Annotated in this window: 20 protein-coding genes; 6 read left to right on the top strand and 14 right to left on the bottom strand. The window is 70.9% G+C overall.

Features of this window, described 5'->3' with window-relative positions; genetic code table 11:
- Positions 1 to 12: 12 nt before the first annotated feature.
- From G406_RS49475 to G406_RS54500, 5 genes are all read left to right on the top strand, one after another.
- Complete coding sequence (locus G406_RS49475) at positions 13 to 1683, top strand: acyl-CoA dehydrogenase family protein (protein ID WP_051342588.1); 1671 nt, start codon at positions 13 to 15, stop codon at positions 1681 to 1683.
- Positions 1680 to 2876, top strand: a complete 1197-nt coding sequence (locus G406_RS0124110) for a CaiB/BaiF CoA transferase family protein (protein ID WP_028935740.1) — start codon at positions 1680 to 1682, stop codon at positions 2874 to 2876. Before G406_RS49475 ends, G406_RS0124110 begins: the two co-directional genes overlap by 4 nt.
- Before the next feature lie 305 nt (positions 2877 to 3181).
- Positions 3182 to 3910: a hypothetical protein gene (locus G406_RS0124105; protein ID WP_156935131.1), complete on the top strand. Its 729-nt coding sequence runs from the start codon at positions 3182 to 3184 to the stop codon at positions 3908 to 3910.
- Positions 3911 to 3947: 37 nt separating this feature from the next.
- The gene (locus tag G406_RS0124100; protein WP_028935738.1) at positions 3948 to 4895 is read left to right on the top strand and encodes a DUF4397 domain-containing protein; all 948 of its coding nucleotides are present in this window, start codon (positions 3948 to 3950) and stop codon (positions 4893 to 4895) included.
- Positions 4896 to 4908: 13 nt separating this feature from the next.
- Positions 4909 to 5589, top strand: coding sequence for a class F sortase (locus G406_RS54500; RefSeq protein WP_051342587.1), 681 nt, complete (start codon positions 4909 to 4911; stop codon positions 5587 to 5589).
- 98 nt (positions 5590 to 5687) lie between these two features.
- Here G406_RS54500 and G406_RS0124085 read toward each other — a convergent pair whose 3' ends face one another.
- The 11 genes from G406_RS0124085 to G406_RS0124035 form a co-directional block, all read right to left on the bottom strand.
- Positions 5688 to 6503, bottom strand: a complete 816-nt coding sequence (locus tag G406_RS0124085) for an IclR family transcriptional regulator (protein WP_028935737.1) — start codon at positions 6501 to 6503, stop codon at positions 5688 to 5690.
- Positions 6504 to 6595: 92 nt separating this feature from the next.
- Entirely contained in the window at positions 6596 to 7390 is a 795-nt protein-coding gene (locus tag G406_RS0124080; protein WP_028935736.1) for an SDR family NAD(P)-dependent oxidoreductase, read from the bottom strand.
- Between the two features lie 26 nt (positions 7391 to 7416).
- Entirely contained in the window at positions 7417 to 8205 is a 789-nt protein-coding gene (locus G406_RS0124075; protein WP_028935735.1) for an SDR family NAD(P)-dependent oxidoreductase, read from the bottom strand.
- A gap of 164 nt (positions 8206 to 8369) precedes the next feature.
- Entirely contained in the window at positions 8370 to 9143 is a 774-nt protein-coding gene (locus G406_RS0124070; RefSeq protein ID WP_169736775.1) for a histidine phosphatase family protein, read from the bottom strand.
- Positions 9136 to 9588, bottom strand: a complete 453-nt coding sequence (locus G406_RS0124065) for a RidA family protein (protein ID WP_028935733.1) — start codon at positions 9586 to 9588, stop codon at positions 9136 to 9138. The genes G406_RS0124070 and G406_RS0124065 overlap by 8 nt, the downstream gene beginning before the upstream one ends.
- Positions 9585 to 10328, bottom strand: a complete 744-nt coding sequence (locus tag G406_RS0124060; RefSeq protein ID WP_028935732.1) for an HAD-IA family hydrolase — start codon at positions 10326 to 10328, stop codon at positions 9585 to 9587. Before G406_RS0124060 ends, G406_RS0124065 begins: the two co-directional genes overlap by 4 nt.
- Positions 10325 to 10570: a EutN/CcmL family microcompartment protein gene (locus G406_RS0124055; protein WP_211241250.1), complete on the bottom strand. Its 246-nt coding sequence runs from the start codon at positions 10568 to 10570 to the stop codon at positions 10325 to 10327. The genes G406_RS0124060 and G406_RS0124055 overlap by 4 nt, the downstream gene beginning before the upstream one ends.
- Entirely contained in the window at positions 10570 to 10905 is a 336-nt protein-coding gene (locus G406_RS49465) for a BMC domain-containing protein (RefSeq protein ID WP_037078305.1), read from the bottom strand. The genes G406_RS0124055 and G406_RS49465 overlap by 1 nt, the downstream gene beginning before the upstream one ends.
- An 11-nt stretch (positions 10906 to 10916) precedes the next feature.
- The gene (locus G406_RS0124045; RefSeq protein ID WP_028935730.1) at positions 10917 to 11210 is read right to left on the bottom strand and encodes a BMC domain-containing protein; all 294 of its coding nucleotides are present in this window, start codon (positions 11208 to 11210) and stop codon (positions 10917 to 10919) included.
- A complete protein-coding gene (locus G406_RS0124040) occupies positions 11210 to 12043 on the bottom strand; it encodes a DODA-type extradiol aromatic ring-opening family dioxygenase (RefSeq protein WP_028935729.1) in 834 nt (277 codons plus the stop codon). Before G406_RS0124040 ends, G406_RS0124045 begins: the two co-directional genes overlap by 1 nt.
- Complete coding sequence (locus G406_RS0124035; protein ID WP_084216352.1) at positions 12036 to 13043, bottom strand: DODA-type extradiol aromatic ring-opening family dioxygenase; 1008 nt, start codon at positions 13041 to 13043, stop codon at positions 12036 to 12038. Before G406_RS0124035 ends, G406_RS0124040 begins: the two co-directional genes overlap by 8 nt.
- Positions 13044 to 13147: 104 nt before the next feature.
- On the opposite strand from G406_RS0124035, the gene G406_RS0124030 reads away from it, so the two are divergent.
- A complete protein-coding gene (locus tag G406_RS0124030) occupies positions 13148 to 13954 on the top strand; it encodes an IclR family transcriptional regulator (RefSeq protein WP_169736774.1) in 807 nt (268 codons plus the stop codon).
- 88 nt (positions 13955 to 14042) lie between these two features.
- Here G406_RS0124030 and G406_RS0124025 read toward each other — a convergent pair whose 3' ends face one another.
- The 3 genes from G406_RS0124025 to G406_RS0124015 all read right to left on the bottom strand — a co-directional run bounded on the left by G406_RS0124025 (position 14043) and on the right by G406_RS0124015 (position 18535).
- Positions 14043 to 15869 carry a PEP-utilizing enzyme gene (locus G406_RS0124025; RefSeq protein WP_028935726.1) on the bottom strand — a complete coding sequence of 609 codons (1827 nt, stop codon included), beginning with the start codon at positions 15867 to 15869 and terminating at the stop codon, positions 14043 to 14045.
- A gap of 81 nt (positions 15870 to 15950) precedes the next feature.
- A complete protein-coding gene (locus G406_RS0124020; protein WP_051342585.1) occupies positions 15951 to 17003 on the bottom strand; it encodes a PEP/pyruvate-binding domain-containing protein in 1053 nt (350 codons plus the stop codon).
- Positions 17004 to 17059: 56 nt separating this feature from the next.
- Positions 17060 to 18535, bottom strand: coding sequence for a 2-hydroxymuconic semialdehyde dehydrogenase (locus G406_RS0124015; protein WP_037078301.1), 1476 nt, complete (start codon positions 18533 to 18535; stop codon positions 17060 to 17062).
- Between the last annotated feature and the right edge of the window lie 308 nt (positions 18536 to 18843).

Below are 18843 nucleotides of genomic sequence, written 5' to 3'. Positions count from 1 at the left end.
GGGGAGGAATCCGTGAACTTCGCCGACCTGGACCCCGCGCTCCGTCCCCTGCTGGACCGCTACCTGATGCCCGACGACCGCGCACGCCTCGAACCGGTGATCACCGAGCTGGGCGGGCTGGCCGCCGGTGATCTCGACCGCCTCGCCGCGGCCGCCGAGATCCACGTGCCGACCCTGCGGCAGTACTCGCCGGCGGGCGAGCGCATCGACGAGGTCGACTTCCACCCCGCCTACGGCGAGCTGGTCGAAGCCGGGTTCTGCCGGTTCGGCCTGGCCGCGCTGTCCCACCGGGGTGTGCTCGGCTGGTCCGGGTCCGCCCCGCACGTCGTGAAGTACGCCCTGTCGTACCTGTTCTCCCAGGCCGAGTACGGCCTCGGCTGCCCGATCAACATGACCGACTCCGCCGCCAGGGTGCTGGAGATGTTCGACCCGGAGTCGTTCCGCGCCGAGATCGACGCGCTGACCTCGATCGACCCCGTCACCCACGCGACCGGGGCGATGTTCATGACCGAGGTGGACGGCGGCACCGACCTCGGCCGCACCGCGACCGTCGCCACCGACCACGGCGACCACTGGACCCTGTCCGGCCGCAAGTGGTTCTGCTCCAACGTGACCGCCGACGTCATCCTGACCCTCGCCCAGGTCCCCGGGCAGGGCGAAGGCACCCGGGGACTCGGCATGTTCCTGCTCCCCCGGCTACGTCCGGACGGCAGCCGCAACAGCTATCGGATCGACCGGCTCAAGAACAAGCTCGGCACCCATTCGATGGCCAGCGGCGAGGTCAGCCTCCTCGACGCCTACGCCCGTCCCGTCGGCGATCTCCGGCGCGGCGTCCAGCAGATGCTCGAGATGGTCAACCACTCGCGGGTCTCCAACGTCATGCGCTCCACCGCGCTCATGCGCCGCGCGGTGCACGAGGCCATCACCCATTCCCGGCAGCGGATCGTCTTCGGCAGGGCGCTGTTCGACCAGCCGCTCATGCGTCGCACCCTGCTCGGCCTGCAGCTCGACACCGAGGCCGCGCTCGGCGTCGTCCTGGAGATCGGTGACCAGCTGGAGAAGGGCGACGGCGGTGACGAGCGTGCCCGCGTCCTCGCGCGGGTGCTGACCCCCATGGCGAAGTACACCGTGTGCAAGCGCGGCCGCTGGGTCACCGCCGAGGCGATGGAGGTCCGGGGTGGCAACGGCTACATCGAGGACTGGATCAACCCCCGGCTCGTGCGCGACGCGCACCTCGGCTCGATCTGGGAAGGCGCGTCCAACGTCGTAGCGCTCGACGTGCTGCGCTGTATGCGGTTGCAGAACGCGCACCGGGTGCTCGCCGACACCTACCTGGACCGGCTCGACTCCAGCGGCGTCGCCGACGCCGATCCGCTGGTCGAGCGCCTCGCGCTGCAGTGGAGACGCCTGCGCGAGCGCGGTGACGCCATTCTCGCCCGCGAACCGGGCGACCGGGAGCTCGCCGTCGGGGACTACACGCAGGCTCTCGGCGACGCGGTCATGGCCACCTTGCTCGTCGAGCAGGCGGTCTGGGAGACGAAGGCCGGAGCCGGGGCGCGCAAGACCCTCGTCGCGCACGCCTTCCTGCAACGCCTGTTCACCCCGGAGGAGGTCCCGACCGCGGCGATCAACGCCCTCGCGCTGGTCGTCGACGGCAACGACCCGGAGGAGGTCCACTCGTGACGGACGGCGCCCCACCCGCTCCGCTCGCCGGGATCCAGGTCCTGGAGCTGTCCAAGATCCTGGCCGGCCCCTATGTGAGCCAGGCACTGTCGGACCTGGGTGCCGACGTCGTCAAGATCGAGCATCCACAGGGCGGCGACCCCACCCGCCGGTGGGGACCGCCGTTCAACGGAACGGACGCCACCTACAACCTGGCGGTCAACCGGAACAAACGCTCCCTCACCCTCGACCTCACCACCGAGGACGGGCAGGAGGTCGCCGACCGGTTGCTGCACCGCAGCGACGTCGTCATCGACAACTTCCGCCCCGGCAGCTCGCTGGCCAGGCTCTACCACGGCCCGACGCTCGTCGAGCGCTACCCGCGCCTGGTCGCACTGCACATCTCCGCCTACGGGGAGGCGGGACCGCTGCGCGACGAACCCGGCTACGACATGGTGGTCCAGGCCGCCGCCGGGCTGATGTCGCTGACCGGCGAGCCCGACGGCCCGCCGGTCAAGGCCGGATTCGCCTTCGGCGACCTCGGCGCGGCGATGTGGGGTCTCTCCGGTGTGCTCGCGGCGCTCGTGGAACGCGGACGCACGGGACGCGGCCGGTACGTCTCCACATCGCTCTACGAATCGCAGCTCGCTTTCCACGGGAGCTTCGCCACCGGCTACTTCGCCACCGGCCAGAACCCGCCCAGGCTCGGCTCCGGGCATCCGAGCCTGGTGCCCTACCAGGCCTATCCGACCGCCGACGGGCATCTCGTCGTCGCCGTCGGCAACGACGCCCAGTGGGGATCGCTGTGCCGCGCGCTGGGCCGGTCCGACCTCGCCGACGACCCTCGGTACGCAACCAATGCCGGGCGGGTCGGCCACCGCGAGGAGGTCAACCGCCAGCTCTCCGGGGAGATCCGCACACGGCCCACCGCCCACTGGCTCGGGCTGTTGAAACCCGAGGGTGTCCCGGTCGCTCCCGTCCGGACGCTCGAGGAGGTCTACGTCTGCCCGCAGACCGAGGCACTCGGAATGATCGGCACGGTGGATCACCCCGAGGTCGGCCCGCTCGAACAGATCGCGTCACCCCTGACCTTCGACGGCCGTCGACCGGCCATGCGGTCCGCGCCGCCGACTCTCGGCCAGCACAGCCGCGAGGTGCTCGAATCCCTCGGCTACGACGCCGAGCAGATCGACCGGATCCTGCGGCGGGGATGAGCGTGGTCGGGCCGGCCGGGAGACCTAGCGAAGGCGGCCCGAGAACCCACTGAGGGCATCCTTATCAACCTGCGGCTGTGACGGCGGACTCCACCCAGTGGTGGACATGTCGTCACTCGTTTGCTGACTACAGGTGACAGAAAAGAGCGAAATTCGCGCGAGCCTTAGTGCTATCAGGCGGACACCGAGGCTCTTTTGGAGGTTCGAAGGCACTCCCTCCTGTTGTAACGTGTGTTGCGCTCGTTAACGGTGAGTTAACAAGACGACTCGTGTGATCGTGCAGACGATCTCTGGGAGGTTGCCCGGTGGAGCGCTTTCCAGCACGACCCACGCGCCATCGCCATTCCGGTGACCGCGCCAAGAAGACCCGCACCCGGGTCAACGTGGGAGAGCTTCGCGCACGCTCCGGAGCCGAGGGCCGGCATCAGAAGAGCCGGGCTCAGCAGCCGGCGTCGATGCCGGGCCTGCCGCCCCGGGGGGTTCACGCGAAGAAGGAGCAGACCGGGCTCTCGCGGCGGGCCACACACATGGTGGGGCTGGCCGTACTGGTCGGGGTGATCGCTGTCGTCGTGGCGGTCAGCACGCTGGGCGGCGGCGCGGCTCCCGCCGTCCAGCCGATCGCCGGCCCGCCCGTCGCCGACACCCAGGTCGCGGACGGAACCCAGGCTCGGATCGCGGTCGGTCAGGCACTCAGTAGGAGCGGCCGGATCGAAGCCGGTGAACCGGTGCAGAACCTCTTCACGGCGGGCAAGGTCGACCCGCGCATCCTGGCCACCCTGGCGGTGCTGGTCCAGCGAGGACCGGTGCAGGTACGAGACCTCCCGGCCATGGACGATCCGGACGCCGCCGACCAGCCCCGCAGGCAGCTCATGCTCGACGTGCCGGCGGCCCAGGTGGAGTCGGTACGCGGGTTCTTCCTGGCCCAGGAAGGGCCCTACCGGCCTGCCGCCGTGACGGCCACACCGACCGGTGTCCAGGTCGTCTACCCACCCGACGCACCGCCCGACCTGTTGCAAGGACTGGCCGGCTCATGACAGCCACTGATCTCTGACGAAAGGACCGTGAGCAACAATGCGTGTTGGACTTGGCCATCCGGTCGGTCGGCTTCTGAGCGCGGTCCTGCTGGCGGGCGGTGCCGTGCTGCTCGTCGGTGGTTGCGGCAACAGCGCGCCCGCCAGTGCGGGCGGGCCCGGTGCCCAGGCGGCACCGGCGGCCGACGCACCGGCCACACGGCCCGATCCGAACAGCCCACTGGCCCCACACGACGAGTCGAAGGGGCTGCTGCAGCTGGGACACCTGGCACCGCAGGCTCCCGTCTTCGACGTCTACTTCTCCGCGATCGGCCAGGACGGCAGGTACATCGCCACCGGCGGATACCCGAACCTCACCCCGTTCATGGAGCTGCCACCCGGCCAGTACGTCTGGTCGATGCGTCCGGCCGGTTCCCCGGCCAGTACACCCTCGACGCTCACCAAGCTGGTGAACGTCAAGGCCGGCGAGGCCAGCACAGTGGTGCTGTTCAACAACGGGCAGAACGGTGACCTGCAGGGGAACGCGGCACAGGCGAACCTGGCGAACCCGCCGCCCGGCACCGGCCTGGTCCGCGTGGTGCAGGGAGCCACCGGCGAGCCGATCTCGGTGACCTTGGGTCAGGATCCGGCACAACAGATCGCGTACGGCACGATCACCCCCTACCAGGCCCGACCGGCCGGACCGCTCACCGTGACCGCGACCCAGGCCGCCGCCCCGCTCACCGTTCAGGTCTCACCCGACTCGAGCACCACCGTGCTGGTCACCCGGGGACCCGACGGCGTGCGACTCAGCTCGACGTCCGACTCGCTCGCCCCGGACGGCCCGCCGACCCCCGCGCAGCCACCCGCGTCGGTCAACACCGGAAGCGGCGGGGAAGCCGCCACCTCGACCTGGCCGCCGACGGGCGCCGAGCTCATCGCGGGTGCGTTGCTGATCGTGGCGGCAGCGGTGGCGACCGGCCTGTCCCTGCGGCGCCGCCGGGCCTAGGACCAGCCGAGACATGACACGGCGCTCTCTCGCCCCGTCATCACCGACATCGGATCGACCGCACACCGCGCCGGCACCGGGCCGGCCGGCGCGACGAGTCAAGGCGCTGTGGGCAGCCGCGGCGCTCACGCTCGTCGCGCTGGCCAGCGCGGCGCTCGCCGGGTTCGTCTGGGCCACGCCCGGCTCACCGCCCGCCCCGCCGCCGACGCGGGCCGACACGTCCTGGCGGGGTTCCGCGTCGTGGGATCAGCCCATCCGGCCCATCCCGACGCGGGTCCGGATGCCGAACGTGGGTGTCGACGCGCCCGTGGTCCCCGTGGCGGTCGGCGGCAACGGGGAGCTCGGGATACCCGAGCAGCCACGCACCCTGGGATGGTGGCAGCAGGGCGCGGACCCGAACGGACCCGGCGCGGTCGTGATCGCCGGCCACGTCGACACCGCCGAGGACGGCCCCGGGGCACTGTTCCGTCTCGCCCAGGCACAGGTCGGACAGACCTTGACCCTCGACACCAACCTCGGCCCGCACCGTTACGTCGTCACCGGCATCGAGCACTACGCGAAGGCCGACCTACCCGCGAGCACGTTCACCACGACCGGACCACCACATCTCGTCCTCATCACCTGCGGCGGCGAGTTCAACACCATCACCCGGCAGTACGCCGACAACATCGTCGTCTCCGCCGCCCCCGGCTGACCCCGCCCTGCCGCCCGACTTCGCAGAGCGTCACGTCGTGTCGCAGACACTGCGGCGTCTGCGACACAACACGGCGGTCTGCGAGGCGGTACGGGACGCTAGAGCGCCCGCGAACTGAACGCGCGGGCCGGATTGGAGCTGGGCGGCCACGTTCGGTCCAAGGCCCGCGACCGAGGCATCGTGTGCTGGAGCCGGTGACTGGTGACGGCCGCGGCATGCGCGATGGCGCGACCGATCTCCGGTATCCGCGCGGGGGCGAAGGTGGAGTGGGGTCCGGCTATGGACAGCGCTCCGGCGGGCTGTCCGTCGGCACCGATGACCGTGGCCGCGACCGAGGTCCGGCCACGCTGGAAGGAACGGCACACCAGGTGGCCTCGGACACGAGCGGCCGCCAGCTCCTCGGCCAGCGCGGCCATGTCCGGCAGCGGGTGGTCCTCCTGCGCGCACAGACGACGCACCCGGTGCTCCGCGTCCGCCGGATCCAGCGCCGACAGTGCGCTCTTGCCGCACCCGGACAGAAAGGCCGGCGCCCGCATGCCCACCCAGTTGATCATCCGGACGCGTGTCGGCCCCGACTCCCGGTGAACGTAGACGATCCAGCCGTCGACGAGCTGCCCGACGTGCAGCTCCTGGCCGGGGCCTCGGCGCACCGCCGCCGCGCTCCCCTCCACCGCGCCGACCAGACCGGTGCGGTCGATGATCAGCCCGCCGAGCTCGAGCAGGAGCGGACCGAGTCGATATCCACCACCCGGCACCGACTCCAGCAGACCTTCCGCCACCAGGGTCCGGCACAGCAGATGCACCGTGGACCGGGGCAGGCCGGTGTACTCGGCCAACGACCGCACCGACAGCACCTCCAGCGTCGGGCGGAAAGCCCGCAGGATCACGGCCGCCTTACCCACCGATGCGCTCATGTCTGGAGTCTGACGCTCCTCTCGAAGAACTGTCTCCCAGGGTGTCCCACGGTGCTGGACACATCACCGCCGCGAGCGGGCCGGCCCGACCGTCACGGCGCGCTGACCGCCGGGAACTGCGCACCGTCGACCCGGATGGTGGCACCACTGACATAGCTCGCCGGTCCCGACGCCAGGAACGCCACCACCGAGGCGAGTTCGTCCGGGGTGCCCCACCGGGCGCCCTCTCCGAACCCCCGCTCGGCGAGGATCGCCGCTCGGGCCGTCGCCTCGTCGGTGCCGTCGACCTCGGCCCTGGCGGCTATCCGGTCCTCCCACACTCCGCTGGTGGTGTAGCCGGGCACCACACAGTTCACCGTCGTCCGGTACTCCCGCAGGTCCCGCGCCTGGTAGGCGGTCAACGCGGTGAGCGCCGCGTTGGCCACCCCGGTGACGGCCACGCCCGGGACCACCAGGGCCGAGGTGATCCCGGAGATGTTGACCACCCGCCCCCTCCCGGAGGCGATGAGCGCCGCACGCGCGTGCCGGACGGTGTGCGCCGCACCGAGGGCCTTGGTGTCGAACCCTTCCCGCCAGGTCTCGTCCTCCAGCTCGGCCAGCGGGCCTCCGCCGAACCGCCCCGCGTTGTTGACCACGACGTCGAGCCGCCCGTGCCGTTCCAGCACCCCGGTGATCATCACGGCGACCGCGGCGTCATCGGTGACGTCGCAGGTCGACCACTGCGCCCCGGCCCCGAGCTCCCGTACCGCCGTGCGCCCCTCGGCCTCGCCTCGACCGCACAGCTCGACGAGGGCACCCTCGCCGAGCAGCCTGCGCGCGATGGCCAGCCCCAGCCCGCGACTGCCGCCGGTCACCAGCGCCACCCGCCCGTTCAGTTCGAGATCCATGACCGTGCCCTCCTCGGAACCGGCTGTCAGAAGATGGTGTCCACGACACCGCCGTCGACCCGCAGGGCCGCTCCGGTCGTCGCCGAGGCTAGGTCGGAAGCGACGTAGAGGATCATGTTCGCCACCTCCTCCACCGTCGCGGCGCGACGGATGATCGACGACCCGCGCTGGGTCGCGATGAACTCACCGACCAGTGTGTCCAGGCTGCGGCCGGTCCGCTCGGCGTCCTCCCTGAACATCTCCGCCACGCCTTCCGACAGGGTCGGTCCTGGCAGCACCGCGTTGACCGTGACACCCGTCCCCGCGAGGCGCTTCGCCAGGCCGCGGGAGACCGCCAGCTGGGCCGTCTTGGTGAATCCGTAGTGGATCATGTCGACCGGGATGTTGACGGCCGACTCCGAGGAGACGAAGACGATGCGCCCCCAGCCGCGCTCGACCATCGCGGGCGCATAGGCCCTCGCCAGCCGGACGCCGGACATGACGTTGGTCTGGAAGAACCGCTCCCACTCTCCGTCCGGGGTGTCGAAGAAGTCCCTCGGCCCGAAGATCCCCACGTTGTTGACGACGACGTCGATGTCCGGAAACTCCCCGACCAGCCGGGAACACACGGACTCGCCACTGAGATCACCTGCGTACCCGGCGACCGCCGGCCCCGGGCCGCCGAGCCTGGCCACTGCGGCGTCCACCCTGTCCGCGCTGCGTCCGTTGACCACGACGCTCGCCCCCGCGGCCAGAAAGCCCTGGGCCGCGGCGAAGCCGATGCCACCTGTGGAACCCGTGACCAGCACTCGCCGGCCGGTGTAGTCGATCTTCACGATCCGATCTCGCCTTCATCGAATGCGAACGTTTGCATTTAGTTGAACGCTACACCAAATCGGTCGAGCCGAACCACCGAGCCAGGTGTGACGACCTCGGCGACTTTGCCGTCCAACAGGGACGGACACCGGGCTGGACATCCGGCCCGAACGGCCGGTTCAGCTCACGAGCCTGCCCACTGGTCCCGCGCGACCGACCAGTCGGGAGGACCGTTCGGAGCCCGGCACCGCCACTCCTGCCCGCCGTAACCGACGCTCACCAGGTCGCTACCGGCCGTCAGCCGCACCACGACCTCGGCGCCGTTGTCCGGTTCGCCCGGATCCGCGCCCGCCGCCCACCAGACGAGCGCACGCAGACAGCCGGAGTGGGTCCCGACCACGACATGGCCGGTGAGCCCGGCCGCGAGGCGCGCGGCCGACGTGTCGAGCATGCGCCGAACGACCGACGCGGGGGGCTCGTGCCACAGCAACGGCGTCGTGAGCCAGAAGCGCATGGCGTCTCCGGTCTCGTCGTGGGCACGCCAGAAGCGGTCGGCCTCGACGGCCCAACCCGGAGGTAGCGACGTCCCGGCCAGAAGCTCGGTCGCCCGACGTCGCACCTGGGTCGGTTCCCTCGGCGTACCGTCCGCCCACACCTGCACGTTGCGATAGCCGGGCTCGACGACGGTCCCGGTGTCGGTCACGACGATCCCTCGCGCCCGCACCCGATCGACCACGGCTCGTCGGACGAGTTCACACGTCTCCCGGGCCCGCAGGGTCGGCGGATGACAGAAGGCCACCTGGTCACCGTCGTGCAACTCGTCGGCGAGTGCCGTTCCGCGCTCCCCGGCCTGGGCCCGGCCGAGCCCGGTGAGTCCGACGTCGTGGTCGTAGCTCTCCGTCTCGCCGTGCCGCACGAGGTGCACGGTCAGGGTTCGGGCACCCACCAGGTCAGCCAAGCTGCACCACCATGTCGACCTCGACCGCAAAGCCCAGCGGAAGCGCCCGGACCCCGATGGCGGTACGGGCATGGCGTCCTCGCTCACCGAAGACAGCGATGAACAGGTCCGACGCGCCGTCGATCACCTGGGGAACCTCGGCCAGGTCGTCGGTGCAACAGACGAAGCCGCGCACCTGCACGACCTGCCGGACGGCCGCCAGCCCACCCGCGGCGTCGTGTACCTGCGCGAGCAGGTTGAGGCCGCAGGCACGAGCCGCTCGGTATCCCTGATCGACGGTCAGGCTGTCGCCGACCCGGCCGTTCCACCCGTCGGCGCCCTGCCCGGAGAGGTACAGGAGGTCGCCGGCACGCACCCAGCCCAGGTAGTTGCCGGCCTTCGCGCGCGGCTCCGGCAGCTCGAGACCGAGCTCGGCGAGACGGTCCAGCTCCGCCCGGCCGCTCATCGACCGATCCTCGGTGCCGAGAAGACCCGCCGGGGAGCGTCGGGCGGTGGCAGTCCCAGACTCGACGCCACGCGATTCATCGACGCGGCGGGCGCACGCACGTCGAACAGCTCGGTGTGCATGCCGACCGAGGCGGCCCCGGCCAGGTTCGCGGCCAGGTCGTCGACGAACAGGCACCGCGACGGCTCCTCGCCGAGAGCCGAGGCGGCGACCCGGAACGCGTGTGGATCAGGTTTGAACACTCCCAGCACAGCGGCCTCCAGAACCGTGTCGAACCAGCGCATGATCGGGAACGTGTGCTCCCAGTCGGACCCGAACCAGTGCGCCATGTCGTTGGTGAACGCGACCAGGCGCACCCGTCCGTCGATCCGCTCGATCAGCGCCGTCACGTCCGCACGCACCACCGAACAGCCCCGCCAGAGCGCCCCGATGTCCAGGTCCGGTCGGCGCTGCGCGAGCCGGGCCCAATAGTCGCGCTCGGCCAGCTGACCGTTCTCGACCAGGGAGTACTCCGGGTCGGGCCTGCCCCCGTCCCCGGGGAACGGCCCGCTGGGCAGCCCCTGGGCGGCGGCGCTCTCGAACAGGGTCGGGATGACCACCCCGCCCACATCCAGCACGAGTGTCGTGACCGAAGGAGACCGGGTGCGGCGCAGTGCGTGGCGGCGGCGGGCCCGCGAGGCGTCCGGGTCGACGCCCTCGGGCGCGCGGGCCCCGACGAGACGGCTGCACGGCTGGGTCACCGGGTCGGTTCCCTGTCGTCGACGAGCGCGACGACCGCGGCGTCGACGATCGGATCGTTCGCGGCCGCGGCGGCCGCCTCGTCGGTCGCGACGAGGACGGTCACGCCCGGCGCGGCATCGACCAGGTCGACCGCCACCTCCCTGCGGTCCGACCCGATTCCCGCGACGAGCACCAGGCGCCGTCCGTTGAGCCCCGAGATCTGGCGGTCCGCCCAGACCCGGCTGACGACCTTGCCGAGCATCACGACGACCCGCCGGCCTCGATCGCCGCGATCGCGGTGCGCAGACGTTCGTTCGGAGCACCCTCGAGCAGCGCACCCGCCTGCTGGTGCGGCTTCGGGTAGACCTGCGCGGCGCGCAGCTCGCCGTACTGTCTGACGGCGGCCGAGCCTGCGTCGACCGCCGATCTCACCGCCGCCAACGAGCCCTGGACCGCGGCGGCGAGGTAGCCGCTGCTGACCCGCTCGACGGCGATGGTGCGAACGTCGGCGGTCTTCATCATCGCCTCGATCCCGGCGGTGAGGGCGACTACCCCTCGGGTCTCGATGATGCCGATGGCGCGATCGGTGGATGCCATGTGCGGTGTCCTCAGCTTCCGATGAGAGTGATGTCGCCGGCGAGCGCCACGATCGAATCGGCGGGGCTGGCGAACACGATGGACTTGACTCCTCGTCCGGAGATGGCCCTGGCCGTCTCCTCGCCGATCTCCACGGCTTCCTCGACCGTGGCCAGGTCACCCACGATCGCGACCGCGATCAGTCCACCGCCGAGGCGGACCACACCGCTGATGTCGACCTCGGTCGACTTGGTCATGGCGTCGACGGCGTCGAAGATGGGGACGAAGCCTTCGGCCTCGATGAAACCCACTGCGGTTCTGGCCATCATTCCTCCTGCATCCAGTTGACTACGGCCGCGCCGGTGCCCCAGATCGGTCCGTATGCCAGCAGCTCTCCCCGTCCGAGCCGGTCCAGGCCCGCACCGGTCAGGAACGGGTAGGTGCGGAACTGGCTGTCGGCCTGAGCCTCGGCGGAGTACTCCTCGCGCAGTGCCAGAACGTCGGCGTGCTTGCCTTCGGTGACCAGATCGAGCACCCGGCGGTCCCACTGCTCGTGGCCTTCACCGGTCACGTGGTCCTCACCCGGGCAGATCCAGCGCTGGATCAGACCGGAGGACAGGCTCGTCACGGCGACGGCGGCGACCCGGCGACCCAGTGTCCGGGCCGACGCGGTTGCCGCGGCTCCGACCGACGCCATCGCGTCGGGACCCGCGTAGAGATTGCACGACACGAGCGCCAGCCGGAGCCGCCGCGCGGGGTCGAGCAGGCCCATCGCGGTCATCGTGCCGGTGTCGATCGGGAATCCGTCGTAGCGGGTCCGGCGCGACTGCAGACCGGCTCGGTCGATCTCGTCGGCCCAGCCGCTCGCCAGCTCGGTGTCGACCCGCATGTCGTAGCGCTGGCGGCCGAAGTCGTAGCCGTACCAGTTCTCGTCCACGTGCTCCCCCACCAGATGTGGGTCGAGCTGCACCTGGTGCCCGAGGACGGTGAACCACTGGGTGGAGACCATGACGACGGTGTCGACGCCGGCGTCACGGAAACGGTCTCCGGTCACCCGGACCGCGTCCGCCAGCCGCGTCCAGCTCGGTGCCGGGTCGCGTTCGGCCAGCAGGTGGGGCAGGCCGGGCACGATGGCGGCCGCCACGAGTCCGTCAGCCATGGGGCATCCATTCGACGACCGCGTTGCCGGTGCCGATGACGGTGCCGTACGCCAGCACGTCACCGGCGACGTCCGGCCAGTCCATCGCGGAGAGCAGCCAGGTGAGGCTGCCCGCTTTGGTCTCGGACTCGGTCTGCTCGATGTGCTCGCCGATCAGCGTGCGCAGCCGGCTCGACGGCCCCTCGCGCACCGCGTCCAGCAGCCGCATGTCCCACTCGTACTGGTGCTGGTTGTAGGGGTGCTCCCGGGACATGTCCTCTGGCAGGTCGGGCTCGGTGTCCCAGTGCAGGTGCGACAGCGAGTTGGACGCCAGCAGTACCGCGCGTCTGCCGGTGCGTTCGACCGCGCGCCGGGTCGCCTCGCCGAGCGTCTCCATCTCCTCGAGCGACGCGTCGGAGTAGAAGTAGGGGTTGTTGTTCGCCGAGATCGACACGACCGGGATGTCCCACGCCGGGTTGACCAGGTGCAGGGCGCCGATCGTCGCGTAGTCGACCCGGACCCCCGGATCGCGCAGGGCGCTGGTGACCAGTCCCAGCCCGTCGGCCTCCCCCAGGATGGCCTCGGCCAGCTCGACGTCGGTGCGGAAGTCGTAGTGGTAGCGGAACAGGTTCGGGAAGATCGGCTCGACGGAGACGCCCCGGGGATCGGCCACGCAGTTCACGTGGTGACCGACCATCGTGATCCAGTGCGGCGCGTGCACGACGAGCACGTCCGGTCGGTCGCGCCCGGCCATTCGGCGGCGTAGCTCCTGGTAGCCCCAGCGCAACACGTCCCAGCCGCCGCGGGAACGCGGCTCGTTCCTCGGCGGGTTCTCGGCGTAGACCAGGTGCGGCGGATGCGGGGCCAGGTAGCCCGCGACGATTCCCCCGTCGGGCCGCGCGCCGCCGGCGGGCGCCGCGCGGGGGCTCGGTGACGCGACGGCCCCTGAGGACGGCGGAGGTCCCGGCCGCCGCGAACGCGAAAGGGCACTGCCCACCTGCGCATGGAAGACCCGGCTCATGGGGCGGGATGTTCCCCGCTCGGCCCCGCCCTCGGCCAGCGCTGCGTCCAACAGGCTGGGACACCTGGCGAGACAGCACCCCCGAGGAGCGGCAGACTCCCCTCATGAGCGCATCCGTGGGCAAGGCGGCCACGATCCTCCGGGCGTTTCGCCCCACCCTCGAGGTGCTCTCCGTGCGGTCACTCGCCGAGCACACCGGGCTGCCGCGATCCACGGTCCATCTGCTGTGCCGGACCCTGGTGGCGGAGGGCCTGCTGGAGTCGGTCCCGCGCGGTGGGTACCGACTCGGCCCGCTCCTGCTCGAGCTGGGCGGACTGATCATCGACCGCACCGGTCTGGTCGAGGCGGTCGAGGGCAGCACCTCGGCGGTGCACCGCGGCCCCGGCCAAGAACTTCACGTCGGGCAGCTCGTCGACGGATGGATCGTCTACCTCCACCGCGAGTCCGGGCCGACCCGGGTACGCATGATCAACCGGGTGGGCATGCGGGCTCCGGCGTTTCTGTCCGGGTGCGGCAAGAGCGCTCTGTCGGCGCTGGACCCGGCGGATGCGGACCTGCGGGTGCGACGGATCTGCGCGCAGGAGAACCTCCCGCTACCGGACATGGCGGCGTTGGCCGAGGAGCTAGCGACCGCTCGGGCGCGGGGCCATGTGGTGTGCCGCGCCTTCCAACGCGGCCGGACCTCGGTCGCGGCCGCCGTCGTCGGCGCCGACGGACAACCGGCCGGGGCACTGTCGATAGCCGGACCCCATTCCACCTTCGCCCCCGCACGGATACCGGAGATCGGCCGCACCGTCGCCCACGCCGCGGCCGTCGCCAGCCACCGCCTCCAACAGGCAACCCCGCGCCCCCGGACCGCGTACCGGGACCACACCGCACGCACGCCCGCGCCGATGAGCGACATCGGCTGATCCCCACCTGTCGGGCATCAGTTCGCAGAGCTTCCTGTCGCGTCGCAGACGCTGCAGGGTCTGCGACGCGACACGAGGGTCTGCGAGGTCAGTCGGGGAGGATCACGACTACGCCGGTGGAGCCGTCCACGCGGAGGCGTTGGCCCGTGGTGATCGTGGCCACCGCGTTGCCGGTGCCGACCACCGCGGGCATTCCGTACTCGCGGCAGACGATCGCGGTGTGGCTCATGATTCCGCCGACGTCGGACACCGTGGCCACGACCCGGGTGAAGATCGGCGCCCAGGCCGGTGACGTCGCGGGACACACCAGCACCTCTCCCGGCTGGACCGCACCGAGCTCACTGACGTGCCGCAACACACGCGCCGGGCCCTCGACGACTCCGGGCGACGCGCCGAGCCCACGCAGGGTGGTGGGTTCTCCCTCGACGTCCTCGGCCAGCCACTCCTTGACCGTGGAGGTCGTGATCCCCCAGAGCATGACGGTCAGCGGCTCGTTGATCTCGGCTGGCGGCGGACCGAGTGCGGGCGGCGGCTCCCATTCCAGCAGGGCCGCGAAGATGCCCTTGCGCTCGCCGATGATCGGCCCCCAGTACCCCGTCCCGCGCGACCGGCTCCCGACCGACCAGCCGACAACCGTGTCGTAGATCAGCTCGGCCACCTCGCCTCGCCGGAGGAAGAACATGTCCTCCGGGTCGTCCAACGCGCCCATCGCGACGAGTGCACGCGACAGCTCCTTGGACTTGGCCCAGAACGCTGCCCACATCCAGTGCTCGATGTAGAGCACGTGCTCCTCGATGTAGGTGAACACCAAACGGGCCAGGTCCACGGCCTGGTCGAAGCCCTTGTGGTCGTCGGGGGACAGCAGCTCGCGGTACCCGGCGGTGATGCGGTCGCGTTCCCGCAGTACACCGGCGGTGTCACGATCGATGTTCTCGCCGCCGCGCAGGCGTCGCAGGTATTCCTGCACCGACACCAGCGGGATGTCGGGATCGTCCGCCCAGGTGTCGTAGGTGTGGTACCCGCCGGGGTGCCCTGGGTCGGTGTTGATCAGGAACCAGGGGTCGGCGGTCGTGCGCCAGTCCTCGACCCAGGCCCGTCCGGACGGCTCCGCCGACAGGTCGTCGAACAGCTGCCCGGCCGAGTCGCCGGCCAGTACGGCGTCCCCGATGCCGAGCCGCTCCGCCTCCTTCGCCAGCCGGCGCAGCTCGTCGTCCGGGCGGTAGAGGTCCACCCGCAGGCCGCCCACCATGCGCGCGATCGACTGGTCACCGATCCCCGGGAACGCGGTCTTGCAGAGCTGGAAGAAGTTCAGGTACGCCGCGTACCCGATGTTCAACATCTCGAAGTGGTACTGGTAGGTCTCGTACATCGTCTGCACGAGCCGGTCGAAGTCGCGGATCATCCGGTATCCCGCCGAATGCCCGAGGTGGGTGTGGATGGTCTCGATCGGCTCGAGGTCGGGTAGCGCGGCGAAGCTCAACGCGCGCAGCTCGGCCAGCTTCGCGGAGACCTTCTCCTTCCACTCCCCGTAGATCGAGTCCCAGTTCTCGTAGTAGTGACTCGCCCTGGCGGCGAACTCCGTGGCGCGTTGCTCGATCTGCTCCGGCGGAGCGGCGACCGGTGTGATGTACAGCCGTCCGTTGACTATGCGCTGGTCGACCCCGAACGCGGGCGGCATCGCGAACACCCGGGTGTTGAACGCGCCGAGCGCCTGCCACCAGCACTCGCACTGGATCTCGTCGTAGGGGTGGATCACCTCGGGGTGGTGCAGCCGGTCGGCGAACCAGAACCGGTCCTCGTCCTGGTCCCTGCGGTCCTCGGCGAACAGGTGGTACCAGTTGTACATCCGCTCCCAGCCTTCGGCGCCGGCGGGCGTCTCGATCGAGAACGGGCTGGGGAACTTCACTTCTGCCATGTCGCGCTCCTGGTTCAGGGGAAGGGCAGACGCCCCGGCGGCGGCACACGGCGCGCCGAGGGATGGGTGGGGTGGGCGGGATCAGGTCCGAGGAGAGGTGCCGGGGACCAGGTGCGAGAGGATCGAGTCGATGACCGAGCCGTCACCGGTCGCCCGCCGAGGACCGGTGCGGGACCAGACGGTCTCCGGCCTGCTCTGCACGAGGAAGACGTTCCCGGCGCCCTCGCCCTCTCCGACGGCGAACTCGCCGTCCTGGGGGCAGCCGAAGTGACGCTCGACCAGTGTCGCCATGCGCAGCAGCTCCGCGAGCTCCTCCTCGGCGAGCGACGGGCTCCGCTGCTGGTCCTCGGCGACGGCGACGGTCTCGATGCCCTGTCCTGACGCGGCCCGCACGACCTTGGTCTCCTTCGCCGCGAGGTCTCGGCTGGTGACCTCGCCGGTGACCTTGTCGAGGTAGAAGCGGTCGGGAGTCACCGTGCCGGACACGAGTGGCTCCCCCAGTCCCCAGACGGACTCGCAGGCGACCTTGGACCGGTCTCCGTTCTCCGGGTTCAGCGTCATGAACACACCGGCCGCCCTGGCGGGCACCATCAGCTGGACGACCACGGCCATCGAGGCGCCGGCACCGCTGAGGCCCGCCTTGCGCCGGTAGTCCATGGCGCGGGCGGTGAACAGGCTGGCCCAGCAGTCCCGGATCCGGTCGAGCAGCTCGGCCGTGCCGCTGACCCACAGGTGGGTGTCGTGTTCCCCGGCGAAGCTGTGGTCGGCCGAGTCCTCGGCCGCCGAGCTGGAGCGGACCGCGACCGGCGCACGGTCACCGAGCGCGCCGTACCCGTCGCCGATCGCCTCGGCGAGCTCGTCCTCGAACGGGACCGAGCCGATCAGCTCGCGCACCCGGGCGCCGACACCGTCGTCGGGCTCGGCGTCCTCGGAGCCTGCCGCGACGAGCGAGTCGATCTCGGCGAGCAATGCGGGGCCGACCGCGGCGCGGAACGCGGCCGTCGTCACGACGAATCCCGGCGGGACCCGCAGGCCGGCCTCGGTGAGCCGAGCGAGACTCGCCCCTTTACCGCCGAGCAGGTCGCTGCCGGCGCCGGTGGCGCGGTCGATCCAGACGATGTGTGACTCGGTCACGGGGGCCTCCCTCAGGGACTCGCCGGCAGCGGCGGGGCGAGTCGTCGTGCGCCGTGTCATCGCGGTCCGATCTCGATACAGACGTTGGTGGGATGGCTGTAGAAGTCCGCGGCGGCCCGCCCGCCCTCACGGCCGAGCCCGGACCGGCCGTTACCGCCGAACGGGCTGCGCAGGTCACGCAGCCACCAGGAGTTCACCCAGGCCAGGCCGACGTCCAGCGCGGGGGCGACCCGGTGGGCACGGTCGACATCGCCGGTCCAGACGGTGGCGGCCAGGCCGTACTCGCTCCCGTTGGCCAGCGCGACGGCCTCCTCCTCGGTGTCGAACGGCGCCACGTGGCAGACCGGGCCGAAGACCTCGTCGGTGACGGTGACCGCGTCCCGCCCCAGCCCGGTCCAGATCGTCGGAGGGAAGAACGCACCCTGGTCCAGCTCGTTCCCGAACAGGATCGGCTCAGCACCGGCGTGCACGGTGGCACCTTCCTTGATCGCCAGCTCGCAGTAGGACCGGACCTTCGCCCGATGCTCCCGTGAGATCAGCGGACCGATGCCGGTCCTCGGATCGTCGGGACGGCCCGGCACCAGCGCGAGTGCCTCGTCGGTGAGGCCCGCGACGAACTCGTCGAAGATCGGGCGCTGGACGTAGACGCGCTCGGTACACAGGCACACCTGTCCGGCGTTGGTGAACACCGAGCGCGCGGTGCCCCGCACGGCTCGCCCGAGGTCGGTGTCGGTGAAGACCAGCGCCGCGTTCTTGCCGCCCAGCTCGAACGAGACAGGGGTCAGGTTCGGGGCCGCCGCGGTCATGATGGCCGAGCCGGTCGCGGACTCACCGGTGAACGTAATCGCGTCGATACCGGGATGGGAGGTGAGGTACTCGCCGGTCGAACCGGGCCCGAAGCCGTGCACGACGTTGACGACGCCGTCCGGGACCCCGGCTTCGGCCATCGCCTCGGCGAGCAGCGTCGCCGACGACGGTGTCAGCTCGGAGGGTTTGACGACCACGGTGTTCCCCGCGGCGAGCGCGGGGGCGACCTTCCAGGTCAGCAGCAGCAGCGGCAGGTTCCAGGGGACGATCACGGCGACGACCCCCATCGGTTTGCGGTAGGCGTAGTTCAGGGCGCGCCGCCCGTCGCCGGTCTCGGTGGAGTAGCTCTCCTGCCGCTCGGTGCCGTAGACGAAGTCCGCCGCGTGGTCGAAGTTGGCCACGGCGCGGGCGACGTCGAGCCTGCGCGCGAGCTCGAGCGGTTTGCCCGTGTCCGCCACCTCGGCGGCCACGAACTCCTCGGCACGCTCCTCCACCGTGCGAGCCACCCGGCGCAGCAGCGCGGCCCGGTCCACGGTGCGTAGCCTCCCCCAGGGCCCGCTCAGCGCGTCGCGGGCTGCCCGAACCGCGGCGTCGACCGTCTCGCCACTCGCCTCGTGCACCTGGGCGACGAGGCTCCCGTCGACGGGACTCACCTTCGTGAAGGTCCGTTCGCCCTCGACACCGCGGCCTCCCACCACGTTGAGCAGCGTTGCAACTGTCGCCATCGAATCTCCAGAACCTGACAGACCGGCCCTACGGGCATGTCGTGACGTCAGTGTCGTGCGCGGGTGCCTGTGTGCGCGACCGAGCGCACCAGTGCGATGAGGGCACAGGTCAGCAGGTCACACCCTCTCGGTCCAGGCTCCCGTCCTGCTGTGCTGGACGCCGGATCGGTCGAACGCCCCTACCTTGATCGCGCGCTGACAAACGTTTGCGAGCACCACGCCGGACTCGGCGTGAAGCCTGGTACCTGACGCTGTCCAGCAGGGTTGGACGACTGTCCTGGGCAATCGAGAAAGTTGGCTGCAATGGT

The organism is Actinospineispora spinosispora DSM 44797 (assembly GCF_000429025.1).
Taxonomy (GTDB): Bacteria; Actinomycetota; Actinomycetes; order Mycobacteriales; family Pseudonocardiaceae; genus Pseudonocardia; species Pseudonocardia spinosispora.
Note: the sequence above shows the minus strand (reverse complement) of the source record. Positions and strands in the feature narration are given on the sequence as shown.